This window comes from Oceanobacillus sp. FSL H7-0719 (assembly GCF_045040795.1).
Lineage (GTDB): Bacteria > Bacillota > Bacilli > Bacillales > Amphibacillaceae > Oceanobacillus.
Window position 1 is genome coordinate 2088718 of sequence record NZ_CP150301.1, and the last position, 14806, is coordinate 2103523.

The 14806-nt window shown below is 36.6% G+C and carries 17 protein-coding genes, 1 pseudogene and 3 riboswitches; of the genes and pseudogenes, 6 read left to right on the forward strand and 12 right to left on the reverse strand.

All coding sequences use genetic code 11. From position 1 onward, the window contains the following. Positions 1–93: 93 nt before the first annotated feature. The gene (ssuE, locus tag NST93_RS10945) at positions 94–645 is read right to left on the reverse strand and encodes an NADPH-dependent FMN reductase (RefSeq protein ID WP_405096932.1); all 552 of its coding nucleotides are present in this window, start codon (positions 643–645) and stop codon (positions 94–96) included. A 123-nt stretch (positions 646–768) separates the two neighbouring features. Beyond that, positions 769–875: riboswitch (SAM riboswitch) on the reverse strand. A gap of 135 nt (positions 876–1010) precedes the next feature. Then, positions 1011–1119, forward strand: a riboswitch (SAM riboswitch). Positions 1120–1210: 91 nt separating this feature from the next. Here ssuE and NST93_RS10950 point away from each other — a divergent pair. The 3 genes from NST93_RS10950 (at position 1211) to NST93_RS10960 (ending at position 4116) form a co-directional block, all read left to right on the forward strand. After that, entirely contained in the window at positions 1211–2290 is a 1080-nt protein-coding gene (locus NST93_RS10950) for an LLM class flavin-dependent oxidoreductase (RefSeq protein ID WP_405096934.1), read from the forward strand. After that, on the forward strand, positions 2287–3240 hold the full coding sequence (locus NST93_RS10955; protein WP_405096936.1) for a RimK family alpha-L-glutamate ligase: 954 nt from the start codon (positions 2287–2289) through the stop codon (positions 3238–3240). Before NST93_RS10950 ends, NST93_RS10955 begins: the two co-directional genes overlap by 4 nt. Before the next feature lie 105 nt (positions 3241–3345). Next, positions 3346–3447: riboswitch (TPP riboswitch) on the forward strand. 78 nt (positions 3448–3525) lie between these two features. Continuing rightward, the gene (locus NST93_RS10960; protein ID WP_405103844.1) at positions 3526–4116 is read left to right on the forward strand and encodes a YkoF family thiamine/hydroxymethylpyrimidine-binding protein; all 591 of its coding nucleotides are present in this window, start codon (positions 3526–3528) and stop codon (positions 4114–4116) included. A gap of 535 nt (positions 4117–4651) precedes the next feature. Here the strand turns inward: NST93_RS10960 and NST93_RS10965 are convergent. The 6 genes from NST93_RS10965 to NST93_RS10990 all read right to left on the reverse strand — a co-directional run bounded on the left by NST93_RS10965 (position 4652) and on the right by NST93_RS10990 (position 9291). After that, positions 4652–5140: a hypothetical protein gene (locus tag NST93_RS10965; RefSeq protein ID WP_405096937.1), complete on the reverse strand. Its 489-nt coding sequence runs from the start codon at positions 5138–5140 to the stop codon at positions 4652–4654. 5 nt (positions 5141–5145) lie between these two features. Further along, entirely contained in the window at positions 5146–5838 is a 693-nt protein-coding gene (locus tag NST93_RS10970; protein ID WP_405096939.1) for an HNH/endonuclease VII fold putative polymorphic toxin, read from the reverse strand. 142 nt (positions 5839–5980) lie between these two features. Continuing rightward, positions 5981–6448, reverse strand: coding sequence for a DUF600 domain-containing protein (locus NST93_RS10975; RefSeq protein ID WP_405096941.1), 468 nt, complete (start codon positions 6446–6448; stop codon positions 5981–5983). An 11-nt stretch (positions 6449–6459) separates the two neighbouring features. Beyond that, complete coding sequence (locus NST93_RS10980; protein WP_405096942.1) at positions 6460–7320, reverse strand: DNA/RNA non-specific endonuclease; 861 nt, start codon at positions 7318–7320, stop codon at positions 6460–6462. Positions 7321–8540: 1220 nt separating this feature from the next. Next, positions 8541–8885, reverse strand: coding sequence for a hypothetical protein (locus NST93_RS10985; protein ID WP_405096944.1), 345 nt, complete (start codon positions 8883–8885; stop codon positions 8541–8543). A gap of 13 nt (positions 8886–8898) precedes the next feature. After that, positions 8899–9291, reverse strand: a complete 393-nt coding sequence (locus NST93_RS10990; RefSeq protein ID WP_405096946.1) for a hypothetical protein — start codon at positions 9289–9291, stop codon at positions 8899–8901. Positions 9292–9549: 258 nt separating this feature from the next. On the opposite strand from NST93_RS10990, the pseudogene NST93_RS10995 reads away from it, so the two are divergent. The 3 genes and pseudogenes from NST93_RS10995 to istB form a co-directional block, all read left to right on the forward strand. Then, positions 9550–9743 (forward strand): annotated as a pseudogene (locus NST93_RS10995) (IS21 family transposase); the annotation flags it as partial. A 153-nt stretch (positions 9744–9896) separates the two neighbouring features. Beyond that, on the forward strand, positions 9897–10121 hold the full coding sequence (locus NST93_RS11000; protein WP_405103983.1) for a hypothetical protein: 225 nt from the start codon (positions 9897–9899) through the stop codon (positions 10119–10121). Beyond that, positions 10114–10836 carry an IS21-like element helper ATPase IstB gene (istB, locus tag NST93_RS11005; RefSeq protein WP_405096948.1) on the forward strand — a complete coding sequence of 241 codons (723 nt, stop codon included), beginning with the start codon at positions 10114–10116 and terminating at the stop codon, positions 10834–10836. Before NST93_RS11000 ends, istB begins: the two co-directional genes overlap by 8 nt. Positions 10837–11334: 498 nt before the next feature. On the opposite strand, the gene NST93_RS11010 is transcribed toward istB, so the two are convergent. The 5 genes from NST93_RS11010 to NST93_RS11030 all read right to left on the reverse strand — a co-directional run bounded on the left by NST93_RS11010 (position 11335) and on the right by NST93_RS11030 (position 14766). Next, positions 11335–11652: a hypothetical protein gene (locus tag NST93_RS11010; RefSeq protein WP_405096950.1), complete on the reverse strand. Its 318-nt coding sequence runs from the start codon at positions 11650–11652 to the stop codon at positions 11335–11337. 21 nt (positions 11653–11673) lie between these two features. Next, positions 11674–13353 (reverse strand): T7SS effector LXG polymorphic toxin, encoded by a 1680-nt coding sequence (locus tag NST93_RS11015; RefSeq protein ID WP_405096952.1) that lies wholly within the window; start codon positions 13351–13353, stop codon positions 11674–11676. A gap of 29 nt (positions 13354–13382) precedes the next feature. Next, on the reverse strand, positions 13383–13655 hold the full coding sequence (locus NST93_RS11020) for a YwqI/YxiC family protein (protein WP_405096954.1): 273 nt from the start codon (positions 13653–13655) through the stop codon (positions 13383–13385). Continuing rightward, entirely contained in the window at positions 13652–14074 is a 423-nt protein-coding gene (locus NST93_RS11025; RefSeq protein ID WP_405096956.1) for a DUF5082 family protein, read from the reverse strand. Before NST93_RS11025 ends, NST93_RS11020 begins: the two co-directional genes overlap by 4 nt. 290 nt (positions 14075–14364) lie before the next feature. Beyond that, a complete protein-coding gene (locus NST93_RS11030; protein WP_405096958.1) occupies positions 14365–14766 on the reverse strand; it encodes an ectoine synthase in 402 nt (133 codons plus the stop codon). Positions 14767–14806 lie beyond the last annotated feature (40 nt).

Sequence of the window (14806 nt, forward strand, 5' to 3'; positions counted from 1 at the left end):
GAACGAAAGCAAAATCGCTTTTAACTGTCTTTGACAACTCTTCTGCAAGACAGTATCAAGGAAATTATTGTTTTTCCTTTCGAGAGTTGTTTATTAATATGTTTCTGACAAGGCTAATGCAGGATGTCGTACAAGTTGGGTGAAATAATCAAGTTGTTTTCTCGAGCGTTCTAGAATGTCTTTTCCGATAATCGGAATTGCATTATGTTTATCGATTTCCTCATCCAAAAGATAAAGGCCTTTTAGATTATGTGCTTTCAATGTTGCGAGCAGAGGTTTCAGTGAATATTCCAGTGCCAGCAGGTGAGATGGACTTCCTCCTGTCATTAATGGCAATACAGGTTTATGCTTTAGAATATCTTGTGGCAAAATATCAATGAATGCTTTTAGCACACCCGAGTAGGCTCCTTTGTAAACAGGTGAGCCGATGATAACCCCCTTGGCTTCCTCAATTGCTGCTGCAATCTGTTTTATTGCTGGACTATTATAATTTCCAGCAACTAAGTCTTGAGAAGATACATCCTTCACCGAAAAGTGGCTAACAGATAGTGCATTGCTCTCAAGCAAACTACCAAGATACTTTAGTACTTGCTCAGAACGTGATAGCTCAGTTGGACTTCCTGAAATAATAATAATGTCACTCACGAAATCATTCTCCCTTCCATTTTTAATTCATTGGTTACATGAGCTTGAAGCGATTGCTCTTATAATACAAAAATCCCCTTTTCTTCATATAGAGAGAAAAGAGGATTGTTTTAATTGCTTCGGCTCTTATCTCTCAAGAATGACTCTTGCTGGAATTAGCACCTTACTGATGAAATCAGAGGTTGCTGAAGCTTCATTGGGCCAGAACCCTCCACTTCTCTTGATAAGAATAAATATATAATTGTTTTTTACATTCTAATACATTAATCCTGAGTAGTCAAATATGTTTTATTATATTTAATTCATTGACACTTTTGAACTTTTGTATTAATATCATAACAACAATTAAATAATTTCTATTTTGCATCTTATCGAGAGAGGTGGAGGGAAATGGCCCTTTGATACCTCAGCAACAGGTTTCTGTTATGAAATACTGTGCTAATTCCATCAAGTTAACAACTTGAAAGATAAGGAGAGGGAATAGGTTTACACTCTTTCTGAAGCTTTCGGAAAGAGTGTTTTTATTTTCAAATTACTATTTTATAGAACAGGAGATGTCGTCCATATGAAGTACGGCTTTTGGTTACCAATTTTTGGCGGATGGCTGCGAAATGTAAAAGATGAAACAATGCCGCCAACCTTTGATTATGCAAAAAAGGTCATCCAGTCCGCAGAAAATTGGGGCTATGATACAACATTGATTGCAGAACTATATTTAAATGATATCAAAGGAACCGATGCAGACTCTTTAGAAGCTTGGTCAACCGCTGCAGCACTTGCAGCAGTAACAGAAAAGATTGAGATTATGACGGCGGTCCGCCCCGTATTCCATAATCCCGCTGTAACAGCGAAAATGACAGCAAATATCGATCATATCAGCAACGGCCGTTTTACATTAAATATCGTATCCGGCTGGTGGGCTGAAGAAGCGAAGCAATATGACGGTAACTTTACAGAACATGATGAGCGTTACGCGCGAACAGAGGAATTTATCGAGATTTTAAAAGGTCTATGGACGGAGGAGACCTTCTCCTATAACGGGAAATTCTACCAGATTGAAAATGCAAAGCTCTCACCAAAACCTGTTCAGCGTCCAAATCCAATTCTTTATGCAGGCGGTGAAAGTGAGAAAGGGAAACAAGTTATCTCTTCACTCTGTGATGCATATGTCATCCATGGTCATACAGTCGAAGAAGCAGCAGTAAAAATTGCGGATATGAAAGCACGCAGAAAGGCTGCGGGCCGAGAGCCGCTAAAAACGATTGGTATGGCAGCTTATGTTATTTGCCGTGATACAGAGGAAGAGGCTTTAGCCGAAGTCAAACGGATTACGACAATTAATGATAGGAGCGGCTATGCTGGTTTCAAAGACTTCACGTCGATGTCAGAGCTTGAACAGCAAATAAAACTGCAGGATTATTCGGTTTCAAATAGAGGGCTGCGTCCAAATCTTGTTGGCACGCCAGAACAAATTGCCAAGCAAATTTTAGAATTTGAAAAGGCTGGTGTTGGTCTGCTGTTATTACAAAGTTCTCCACAGCTGGAGGAATTAGAACGTTTTTCAAAACAAGTCATGCCAATTGTTGAAGGTTTACGGAAAACGATTATAAGCAATCAATCAATAAAGGAGCGTAAAAAAGCATGAGTAAAATATATATCATCCACGAGAATAGTGAATGGACAGATCACCTCATCAAGAGATTGGAAGCATTGAATCTGCCTTATGAAGATTGGTTACTTGATAGTGGAACAATTGATTTAAACAGCCCCCCGCCAGAAGGAATTTTTTACAGCAGAATGAGTGCCTCCGCCCATACACGCGGAAATCGTTATTCTCTTGAATTGGCGAATGCCGTGCTGGCATGGCTGGAACATCACGGAAGAACAGTGATTAACGGCTCGCGTGCCTTACAGCTGGAGGTTAGCAAGGTCCAGCAATATTTAGAGCTGGAGAAATACGGGATAAAAACCCCAAGAACAATTGCAGCAGTAGGTAAAGAAAACATATTAAAAGCTGCGGAGAATTTTGCTGGCAGGAAGTTTATTACAAAGCATAATCGTGCCGGAATGGGATTGGGTGTTCAATTATTTAGTACTGCAGAAGCATTACGCAGCTATGTTGAAGGGGACAGTTTCCAGGCTCCTGTTGATGGAGTAACATTGCTTCAGGATTATATTGAATCACCCGAATCGTATATTACCCGCTGTGAATTCGTTGGCGGCAAGTTCGTTTATGCTGTTCGTGTCGACACATCAGAAGGATTTGAACTCTGCCCGGCAGACGCATGCACGATTGAAGATCAGTTTTGTCCTGTTGGCGAAGAAAGTCCACAGCCTGCAAAGTTCCAAATTCGAGAAGGATTCACTCATCCCGTATTAGAAAAGTATGAGCAAGTCCTTGCAGCAAATGATATTCAAATTGCTGGCATTGAATTTATTGAAGATAAGGATGGTACCATTTATACGTATGATATAAACACAAATACAAATTACAACAGTGATGCCGAAGCTGCAAGCGGGAAATACGGCATGTTGGAAGTGGCAAGATATCTGGAGAAGGAGCTTGAAAAGGGAAGCCCGCTTGTTAATGCCTGATATTATATCAACCTGACATGGAGATTATCCCGATTCGGCTCTTTACAAGTCAATGAAACTATGTTTTATTGTAGATAGAAGTTTAATAAAATTGCATATCCGAAGTTTTAGCACTAGGGGTGCTGCGCGATGCGGCTGAGAGGAGCAATCTGACCCTTAGAACCCGAACTGGATAATACCAGCGTGGGGAAGTGCAGTTACTGTATAAATCCGTTTATCAGACTATACATTTAAACTGCATTCCCCAGGAATGCAGTTTTTTTATTTACGAAGGAGGAGATTGTTCTGAATAAACATTGTGGAACAAGCAGAATCACAGGCTGTCAGTTTAGTTTACATCCAATGAGTGATCAGTTTGTGGAAATTATTTTATCGACATTAGAAAAAGCAGATACCTCTAAGGTATGGAAAGAAACAGATGATGTCAGCACCTGCATTCGCGGAAGAATGGTTCACGTCTTTGATGTTGCTAAAGCCCTTTTCCTGCATGCTGCAAAAACGGGGGAGCATATTGCAATGAACGGTACGTTTTCCATAGGTTGTCCTGGTGATTCAGAAGCAGATGTTTATATGGCTGAAACAGACCATCCAATGAATGAACAAAATGTAAAAGGACTTACGCAAGCGGCAGGTTGTAAATTCGCATTATATCCTTTGGGCAGAGAAGATTATATGGACAAAATATATGAACAAATCGACCTTTCAAAACATCGTAATGTAAAGGTTACCCCTGCCCATTATGCAACAAGATTAGATGGGGATGTGCACGATATTTTTCGGGCAATGCACGAATCATTTGATCTCGTACAACAAGAAGTATCTCATGTGACAATGACATTCAGTCTATCTGCAAATAGCCCGTCCAGTAAAAAGTAAATACAAAGTGCCTGAGGTCTGTATTCTTGATTAAAAGTGGAATGAAGAATGTACGTGTCGATTGAGGAGCCAGACCTTATGGCATTAAAAACTTGCTATTCCCGGGGATTTTGAGAGTAGTGAGTATATGAAAAATCAAATTAGATAAATATAACCTCAAATGATTTCGACCATCGAAAACTGATGATTGAAGGCCTTTGAGGTTGTTTTGAGTTTACCGGGGGCATGTCCTCCAAAAGTGGAAATAGATGAAACAATACATGTATTCTCTGAGTCTTTTTATATTTTATTGTTACTAATCTTCTTTGTTACGGATGATTGTTTTTAAATAATTTTCCTTTGTCTTACTGTAAATCTTTGTGTATATAAGAGTAAATATACATGTAGTTAGAATTAATGGTATCAGACCAATAAAGGCAAGTGGCTCGATAAAAATACCACCAATAATTAAATAGAGAATTGCCAGGTACATAATAGATATAATGACTATAAACATATAAGTTGCGTACATAAACGGATAGATATATATTTTTCCTTATGATAGTCCCCAAACACTTAACTCATAAAAATATTCCGTTCGTTCAATACAAATACCAAAATTAAAATCTTCTGCAACTAGAATAAAATCTCCATATCCAACTGAAAACTTTGTTAACTCAATAATTTCATTTAAGTGACTAAATACTTCATTAACATTAACCAACACTGCTTCTATTTCGTTTTCTCTAAAAAACAATAATCTTCCTTGTTTTGGTATTACTTCGATATTATCAATAGTATCATTTAACAATTGTATTGATTTTTGAATACGTTCTTTATAGCTATCTCCTTGCAATTGCATCTTATTTTCCTTTGTGTTAAGTAGCGAAAACGCATTCTTACAAAATAAATCATTATCTTCAATATCTAAAAAAGGTTCCTCCGTAAGATTCATGAAGTTTATTTCTTTTACCAAATTCTTTCTTCTACTTTGTCTTTTTAACAGCTCCATTTTTATTTTTCTTTCGTCACTCAAATTAACCACCTTTCTTATGGTCGACCCTTCTTTTTATAACCAACAAAATTTTCCGGGGAATGTCCAGGATACTGATTATATTTTCCTTTTTCCAATGGGTTTCCCTTCAAATCGTCAGCACCATGAAAGTGAGGACCTCTCCCGAATTTATCCTCTTGGTGCTCTATGATATATTTTTTCTTACCATCTACTTCAAATTCATATACTCTTCTATTTTCAGTTGTTCCATCATAAACATCAACAGGTTTCTTGTGCTGAGTAGAGTTAGGTATTCCCGCCCTACTCTTTACATCCCTAAATGCTCCATTTTTTGTTAGTACCTTATCAATTTCACCCGTACCCTTACCAACCGTCTTCCCACCACTCATCACATCATCTAGCGGCTTCAATAACCTCAACGGTTTGACAATTGGTATGAGCAGCGCTAATGCAAGTCCTCTTTCACCTGCTGTCGCATCTTGGCTGATCAGTGTGACAAAGTCTTCTGTAAAGAAATCAGCGACTGCAATGGCTGGACCTGCCAGGCCGTCGGGTGTTCCTGCTAAGGATGAATTTCCGCCGAGTACTTTACGTTTAACCCAAAAAGTCATTTCTTCACGGTCAGGTCCGGAATAACTTTCAGAAGAATAAGGACTTGAAGAACCACCATTTTCTATAATGTCGTTCAAATGTGCTATTGTGGCAATTCTCCCTAAGACGCTGTACATACTAAAGAATTCGTTAAAATAACCTATACGGCTTACAAGGAGTATCTATTTTCTATTAATAACTAGTGGTTCATTAGACAATAAGTTGGTAACCACACAAAAAGAAACCTTGAAAGGCGCTTTAGCCAATCAAGGTCTAGTTTTACAAATTACTTCCCTTTACTTTTTCGAACCATAAATCAAAGATATCATCTGGTAATAGTTCGTCATCAATAGAATAAACTAAATCATATCTATATTTTCCTTTTAAGCTATTTTCCTTTACATTATAATGCAATTTCATTTCTGTTGGCATATCTTTATTGAACTCTTCACATTTTTTATGAATAAGCTTTAAATTTTGATTACCTATTCTTAGTGCAGCCTTCTGTCTTTCTCTCGAAACATCGTAAACTCGACTTTGTTGACTATCAGATTCTTTTGAAACCTCGTTTAGTTGTTGTTTATGAACAACTTTTCCATTAACTTTAAAGAAAAAGTCAAAAACATACATCTTTGGTTCATACGAACAATAAATAAAAATTTCCTCAGCCTTATTATCAACATACTCTAAACAAATGGCCACCATGTCTGTTTGTAATTCTGAAAAATAGTCCTCAAATAACTTCATAAAATCCCCCCCTAGTTCTCTAAACTTGTGAATCTCATACGACCATCTATTTCATAATCTATATCAAAGCTGCTAGGTCTTAAACTATTTCCTTCGTAATTAATTTTAACATTAACTGAAACATCTTTTCCTTCTTCAATTGCTTTAGCCCATTGGTTTTCTAGCTTTTTATATTTACTCAAGTTAACACTACTTGATTGAGACACAAGATTATCCAAATCTGGAGAACCTCCAAATCTATCAGCTGCTAGGTGTCCTGCGTGGTCTCCAGGTTCTTTTCCAGGTGTATTGGACTTATGAGGCAATCTATTATTACGCTTTGTTAATTTTAAGTCATCCGCATTAAAATCAGTAAGTCTCCCTATACCGTCTGTCTTATATTGATAATTATATTCACCTGTTCGATATTTAACATTTGGTTTTAACTTACCACCTCTAACCAAATGACTACCATCCTCAATAATATCATCAGATACCTGTCTAGTACCATTCCCCGCACCCTTTCCAACCGTCTTCCCACCACTCATCACATCATCTAGCGGCTTCAATAACCTCAATGGTTTGACAATTGATATGAGCAACGCTAATGCAAGTCCTCTTTCACCCGCTGTCGCATCTTCGCTGATCAGTGTGCCAAAGTCTTCTGTGAAGAAATCAGCGACTGCAATGGCTGGGCCTGCCAGGCCGTCGGGTGTTCCTGCTAAGGATGAATTTCCGCCGAGTACTTTACGTTTATCCCAAAAAGTCATTTCTTCGCGGTCAGGTCCGGAATAACTTTTAGGAGAATAGGCTCTTGATGAACCATTTTCTATAACGTCCTTTAAAAATGCTTCGATTGCAGCATTTCCCTCTTCATATATTGCATTTTCCATTGCTAGATCCTGATATGTTTCTGTTTCTTTTAGTTTATCAAAATTCACCGGTTTGTTGCTAGGTTCCATGCATTTGTTAAAACAATATGGACAGCGTTTATCTATATTCAAAGTATTAGACATCGGCATTCAAGGGTTAATTGAGGTGGAGTAGTCCTTTTGCAATAGTAATCTTTCTATGTACGTAAAAGTTACAACAGGGGTTACTTATATTCTCTGAATAAAAAATGAACTATTCGTCAACGGATAATCCTACACAAAAAGGAAACCTTGAAGGCACTTCGCCAATCAAGGTTATTAAGTCTTAAATCTTCATCACTTTCTTCTTGTTCAGATATAACATAGACACTCTTTATTCTGATTAGGATGTCGATAACTATATAAACTTAGTTATCACAATACTTCTATAAATGTTATCCTTTAATAAAGCACATAAATTCGTGTGATATTTCAGGCTTAGAAACAAATAACTTTTTTCTATAATAATCATTATAGTCTAATTCGTTTTTAACATTTGAAGTAGACCAGTCAATTTCGTTCAAAACCACATCCTGTAGACCGGTACAATTATCTAGGTCCTGGTCATTGTCTATTGCTCGTAATATATTCATTTTCACAACATAGTTAATTATTTGTTTTATAACATTTACATCATAGCCTAATTGATTAGTGAAAAAAACAACAATCGTAATAATTTGGGCATCTTCCTCAGCAATAAATGTTAAGAATTGAATTGAATTGAATTGAATTGAACCAAATCCTTTTCCTTCATAAAATAAACTTCTTTATTTTATTAGGGGTATGCGTATTATCTCACTACCTATAGTAGTTTTAAAATATGGTCTCCCATGTACTCCATCATTCGTATTTTTATAACCATAATTAATTTGATATGAATTACCTTTACCATCATAATATCTGGAACCTTCGACTTTCTTTAATGACTTTTAGTAAAACCTTTTAGAGTTTCATCCAGATACTTTTATACATCAGTTAGTTTAGCATTTTTCATGTCGTGCAAAGCACATATTTCTCACAAAAAACCAAAAGCGCCTGTTGCCTATTGGACAATCAAGTGCTTTATATATAGCTATATAAATTAATTCTTTACTATTCCTATCATTAAACCAACGAGCCTGTTTAATCTCGTAAGTTTAAAATGTCATCTCACCTAAATATTATAGCTGAATTTTCTCGGCTCTAAATAACATCGCCACAATTTAATCTTCACCATACATTAAATCATCTAACATTTCATTTTGTTTTTGTATTTCCTTATATCTATCAAATCTATTCATCAAGTATTCAACAGATATTTCTTTACTTCTAACTAATTCACCATCAAACAGTCTTATCTTCGCACCAACATTTACCAATTCAATTATTAATCTTTTAAGTTTTGCATCGTCCTCATCATCTTTAAACAGATTGCATTCCATTATCGGACTTCCATTTCCAATTCTTTTTTTCATCTCAGAAAATCCTAAATCTGTATTTTTTCTTATTACAGGTAAATATTTCATTTGACTTTCATCTTGCTCTACCACTAAAAGTATTACCGACATATTTATAACCTCCTTAAAAATCATTATCAACCGAATCATTTAGTGGTTTACCAGGTAGGCCTTTCCTATAGCTACCATGCCATCGATACAAATGTTCTCTAAATGTTACAGGATATATAATTTTACCTTCATTGGCGATTTGTGGATATTTAGATGCGCTATAGGTATGATGACCAATCATAGTTTTACCTTCAAATTTTGGTGCCTTACCATTTATTATGTCTTTTGCTTGTTTCTCCGTCCATACCCTCGTAGCCTTTCCATTTAACAAACGTTCTCTTTCTTGTTCCCAGAAGTTATCTACACCGTTATCTCTTCTGCGTTTAAATCTCTTGTTCCACATCAATTGTTTCCATTCTTTTTTGGTGATAGTTCTATTTTTCACATTTTCATTCAATTGTTTCATTTTTTTACTACCCATGATTTTATACGGAGTTTCTCTTAGAGTTAAGTTCAAACCTTTAGCTCTTTCAGCAATAATATCTACTTCATCTTTAATGTTCTTAACTTGTATAGTTTCATCTGCTGTTTAGTGCAAAATAAAAGTTAAGAGTATTGCAACCGAAATGTTAGAAGGTTGCAGAAAAAGAAAAGGCTTGCCAGCCCCTTCAAAATACCCTACCGTTATTGGTGTTTAATCAATTAATGGTGGGAGAGTGAAAGGATGCTAGCAATGCCTGAAATCAATCATATCAAAAAATTAAGAAATGATAAATCGTTATCAATCAATGAAATTTCAAAACGTACTGGTTTTAGTTGGGTAACTGTTAAAAAGTATGCGGATGGAGATCAATTACCTGAAGAAAAGATAGCTGAAAAAAAGGGATGATGTACGAAGAACAATGGGGAGAAATTCTATCTAAAGGGCCTAGACCATATATGAATCAAACTAGAGAAATCCCATGGCAGTCCATACTGAAAAGTTGGAGGAAAAAGCCACGTTCTATCGTATATTCTAGATATTTTTCTTATCTACCTGGCAGAATAGTCCATTACTTAAATATCGAATCTATGAAGTTAAGAAAAGAACGTGTTGATTGGTTGTTGAGTCTAATCAATACTCACGATATGAAAGAAATAGATGAACGCTTTTATGAATTATTGCCGGATGATAATCGATTGGACTCAGAGTATAGTGATTCTACGAATCACCCTTATGATGTAGATTGGAATATATACGATTCTCTCCGTCCTACGAATACTTCTACCGCGAAGGAGAGTGTATGTGATGTCTGAATTGATAAGGGAAAGATGTAGAACACTTCGTCTCGCCTACATAGCAGACTTATACGGGAAGATACCTTTTGAGGATCCAGAACAATATTTAGCTGCGTTACTCCAAAAAGAAATAGAACTGAGAGAAACGGCAAAAGGGGAAGGTCTCATCAAAAAAGCTAAATTCATGAATGAAAAGGAGTTAGTAGATTATCAATGGGGCGAACACATTCACTTCCCACCAAACCTTGATAGAGAAAGTCTTGAATCACTTTCTTTTATCAAGGGGCAGGAAAACATTATTTTAACAGGTGCACCAGGAACGGGAAAATCACATCTGGCCACGGCATTAGGCCGCAAGGCTTGTAGAAACGGATATGAGGTCCGTTTCTACCGGGTCGCTGATTTAATAGAGTTATTGGAAAAGTCATGGACTGACGGACGCTATCAGCTATTGAGGAACCGATTTAACAAAGTAGATTTAATTATTCTCGATGAGATGGGATACGTCCCATTTAGCAAGGATGGAGCCGAATTACTATTTCAATTAATCTCAGACTGGTATGAACGAAAGAGTCTTATCATCACGTCAAATCTAGAGTTTAGTCAGTGGAATAAAATATTTGTGGATGCGCGTTTAACCGCTGCCTTGGTGGATCGAGTTATTCACCATGCCCATATCTTAAGTTTCACTGGTGATAGTTACCGCGTAAAATACGCTTTATCGAATCGTTAATTACAAAGGAAAAAACGGGCTGGCAAAGTTCTAAACTTTTCGTTGCATTCTTCTAAACTTTTTGCTTGCAAAACACACCGTTTCTAGTAAAAATACAACCCCAAATTTATAAGCCAAAGCAGTATAAGAAACAGTCTTACACGTTACCCATTGTTATCGCCACGAGCTTTGTCATTCTCGTTAGTTTGTGTGTAATGTCATAAACTACCCCTGGCATATAAAATGTCATCTCACTCATTTCTCTCTCTTTTTTCGTTCGTCCAAGTATTAAAAAGCTACCTCATGATGGTACAACCATCATGAGCTTTCGATTCTCAAGCAAATCACTTTATTTTTGTCCTACTCTTATAAACTCTAAAAAACCTTGAAAGGCATATAGCCAGTCAAGGTATGATAACAATAACATTATATTTAGAAGTATCAACTACTTCACCTACTAATTTATCTGAAAGAATATCATAATTGTTTTATATTTCTTTCTAATACAATAAGGCTATTTTAAAGTAACTCCACTCCAACTTGTTTATAAAATTTAACTTTTAGCCTCTCTTCTTCGCCCACACTCATTACCATAGCTTTGTCATCTTTTTTTATACTTGTTACATTATTAAAATCACCTGTAAATACTATAGAATCATTAAATGTAATACTTAGACTACTCGTTTGCTTATATACATCTAAAGTTAAAATCACCTTGAAATTTTGGTCATCTTTGTAAGTATAAATTAATTCTCCATCATCTATATTGCCTGTTATACTCACCGGCTCACTTTGAAAAAGTTCTAATAGATCATATTCATCATACTTTATAAACATTCGTATTCATCCTTTTATTAATTATTTCGGTATAACTGTGATAACATCGCCTGCTTCATTTATAATTACTTTGACATCCAGTGTTTCATGAACAAACGTTCCGCTTCTATTACCAGGTATCTTTTTCGTATTCATTATAGCGTCTTCAATAACTGAAGGTGGAATATTTCTTGGATCAACATATTTTTTGACGAAATCATTAAATTCTTTTGTTTGTGGTTTAAATCCTAATTCTTCAGCTTTTTTAATTGCTCTACTTGTTAAAGTAGCTTTTATTTCAGGAATATCAGGTGCCATTCTTTCCAAAGCATGCTGAGAATACTTTCTTCCATTTATTTCTCTTCCGCCTTTTGACATATTCCAACCAACTTCACCCGTACCCTTACCAACCGTCTTCCCACCACTCATCACATCATCTAGCGGCTTCAATAACCTCAACGGTTTGACAATTGGTATGAGCAACGCTAATGCAAGTCCTCTTTCACCTGCTGTCGCATCTTCGCTGATCAGTGTGCCAAAGTCTTCTGTGAAGAAATCAGCGACTGCAATGGCTGGACCTGCCAGGCCATCGGGTGTTCCCGCTAAGGATGAATTTCCGCCGAGTACTTTACGTTTATCCCAAAAAGTCATTTCTTCACGGTCAGGTCCTGAATAACTTTCAGGAGAATAGGCGCTTGATGAACCATTTTCTATAACGTCGTTCAAATGTGCTCTGATTGCAGCAATTTCCTCTTCAGACATTGCATTTTCCATTACTAGATCCTGATATGTTTCTGTTTCTTTTAGTTTATCAAAATTCACCGGTTTGTTGCTAGGTTCATGGTTCCGATATGTAATCGGGAATATTGATTTTGGATAAAGCAATACTGCGAGTGGTGCTGCATAGGAAAACATATTCTTTAGTTTATCCAATAGTGGCTTTAGTTCTGGTGGTGTCTCATAAACTATTTCAAGATTCTTCTGATGGACGGGATTACTTATATTCTGGAGTCTTCCTTCCAGGTTGAAGCTCTTCAACACATATTGAATGATACTGTCAGCACCAGTCATTTCAATATAAGCATCACTCTCAAAGAACATCCTTTTTGTAACGTTTTTCATGGAAAAACTTCCGTTCTGAACCATCTTGTCCATATCAGAAATATACCTTTTCATCGTTTCAATATCCTGTTTCAATGGCTGCAGTGCTTTTGCTTGCGCTTGGTCAAAATTATAGAGCTGTTCAATGACTTGCTGGGTTTTCTTTTCACCTTGCCGAACCCGATGGATTAGTTCTTCTGGATTGAGCTGCGGCAAAGCAACAATATCGCGGACACTTCGTATCGTATGGTTTGCATCATCTGTCAGATTCAATGTTGTATTCTTGACATTCCGCAAACCGTAGTCGATATCATTTTCTATAAAACTTCGTTCGATTCTTCCTTTTGGGCTTTGTTCAAGCGACTGGACAGCTCGCTCCATTCGCTTCAATACATTTTCAAAATCAATTAGAAATTCATACAAGTGAATCAAAAACTTCTGATGTGCTTCCTGATAGAACAAACGGATGGCATCACCGGTTTTCCCTTTTAGCACATCTTCAAGGGAAGTAACTTGGCGGACCGCCTTCTGAGTTGCTGTAATCTGATTTTGAAGCGCATCAATATGCTTGCGGCTCTTTGCGGTATCATCCATCAAACGTTTTACATCCAGCACTTTCATTCTATCCCCCCTGTCTCATCCCGTTTTAGCTACTTCATGCTAGATGCAATTGCCTTATCTGTTTCTTTCATTGTTTCGATTGTTTGCAGTGTAACTTCCGTACTTTTAAGCAGCAGCTGTTGGTAGGATGAGACAAGTTCGTCAAAATACTGCTTTACTTCATTCAACTCATTTACCATGTCGAGCTTGTTTTCTCCGTCTTTCATACTGGCCAAAGAGGATTCAAACTGAGCTGCAACAGATTTCAATTCAGACAATGCCGATTTTACTTCTGCATAGTCCAGCTTAATTTCTGTACTCATTGATTGCGAAGCTCCTCTCTCCTTCTTTCTTTTAAAGCCGAGATACTTGAATTGGTTGAAGCAATTTGGCGTTCTATATTCGTGATTGATTGTTCGATGGTGATGATTTCTTGTTCTAATCTGTCAAGAACATTGTTTAATTGAATCGCCCCAATTTCTTTATAACTTGATAATAATTCCCCTTGCCGAAACGATTGAAATACTTTAGCCAGTTCTCCCCTCCAAGGATTCGAAGGCAGCTCAGGTTTCTGAATCGTATTTGCACGCCGATGTAATTCTTCCTGATCACTTAATAATTTACTTCTAGCTGATTTTAGCCGTCTTAAATCCGCTTCTTTTTGTCCCAGCAGTGAGTGCATCGTCTGAACTGAGCTTTGAAGATGGTAAATCTGCTGGCCAATTGTTGAAATTACTCCCATTTTTTTCACCTCAAAGTGAACCCATTTTAAAAGTATAAGCAATAATATATTAATTTTACGTTAGTTATTGATATTATTTAAGTGAATTACTTCCTAAGTTGGCAGGGAAAACGGCGATTTTAACGGGCATTAAGTCCTGATACTTAAATTAATCCTGTCTTTTACTCTATTTTATAAAGCCTTGACTTGCCATGTTTGCGTCTTTACGATAGCTGTTCAACAGCCCACTATGTAAAATAACGTAAAAAAGACAGGAGTATTTCTTGATACTCCTGCCTTTTTTATGATGATTATTTTTGAACATCCTCTAATGTCAGTACTGGATAAATCCCTTCTTCATCATGTGTTTCTGTACCGACAAGCGGCGGATTAAATACACAAACCATACGCATATCTGTTTTCGTTCGTACTTCATGCTTATCATTTTCATTTAGCACATAGATTGTTCCTGGCTTAAGCTGCCATACTTCGCCGGTTTCTATCTTTTCGATTTCGCCTTCCCCTTCAATAACATAAACTGCTTCAATATGATTTTTATACCAGAAGTAATTTTTTGTACCGCCTTTAATTACTGTATCGTTCACGCTAAATCCGAGTTTATCATGCGCGGAAACAAATCTGCGGCTTCTCCAATTTCCATCTGCTACATCATCTTTTGTACCTATAAGATCTTCCAGTGATTTTACAATCATTCTACCTCTCCTTTTTTGTCTGTTCTATATTATTTATTTC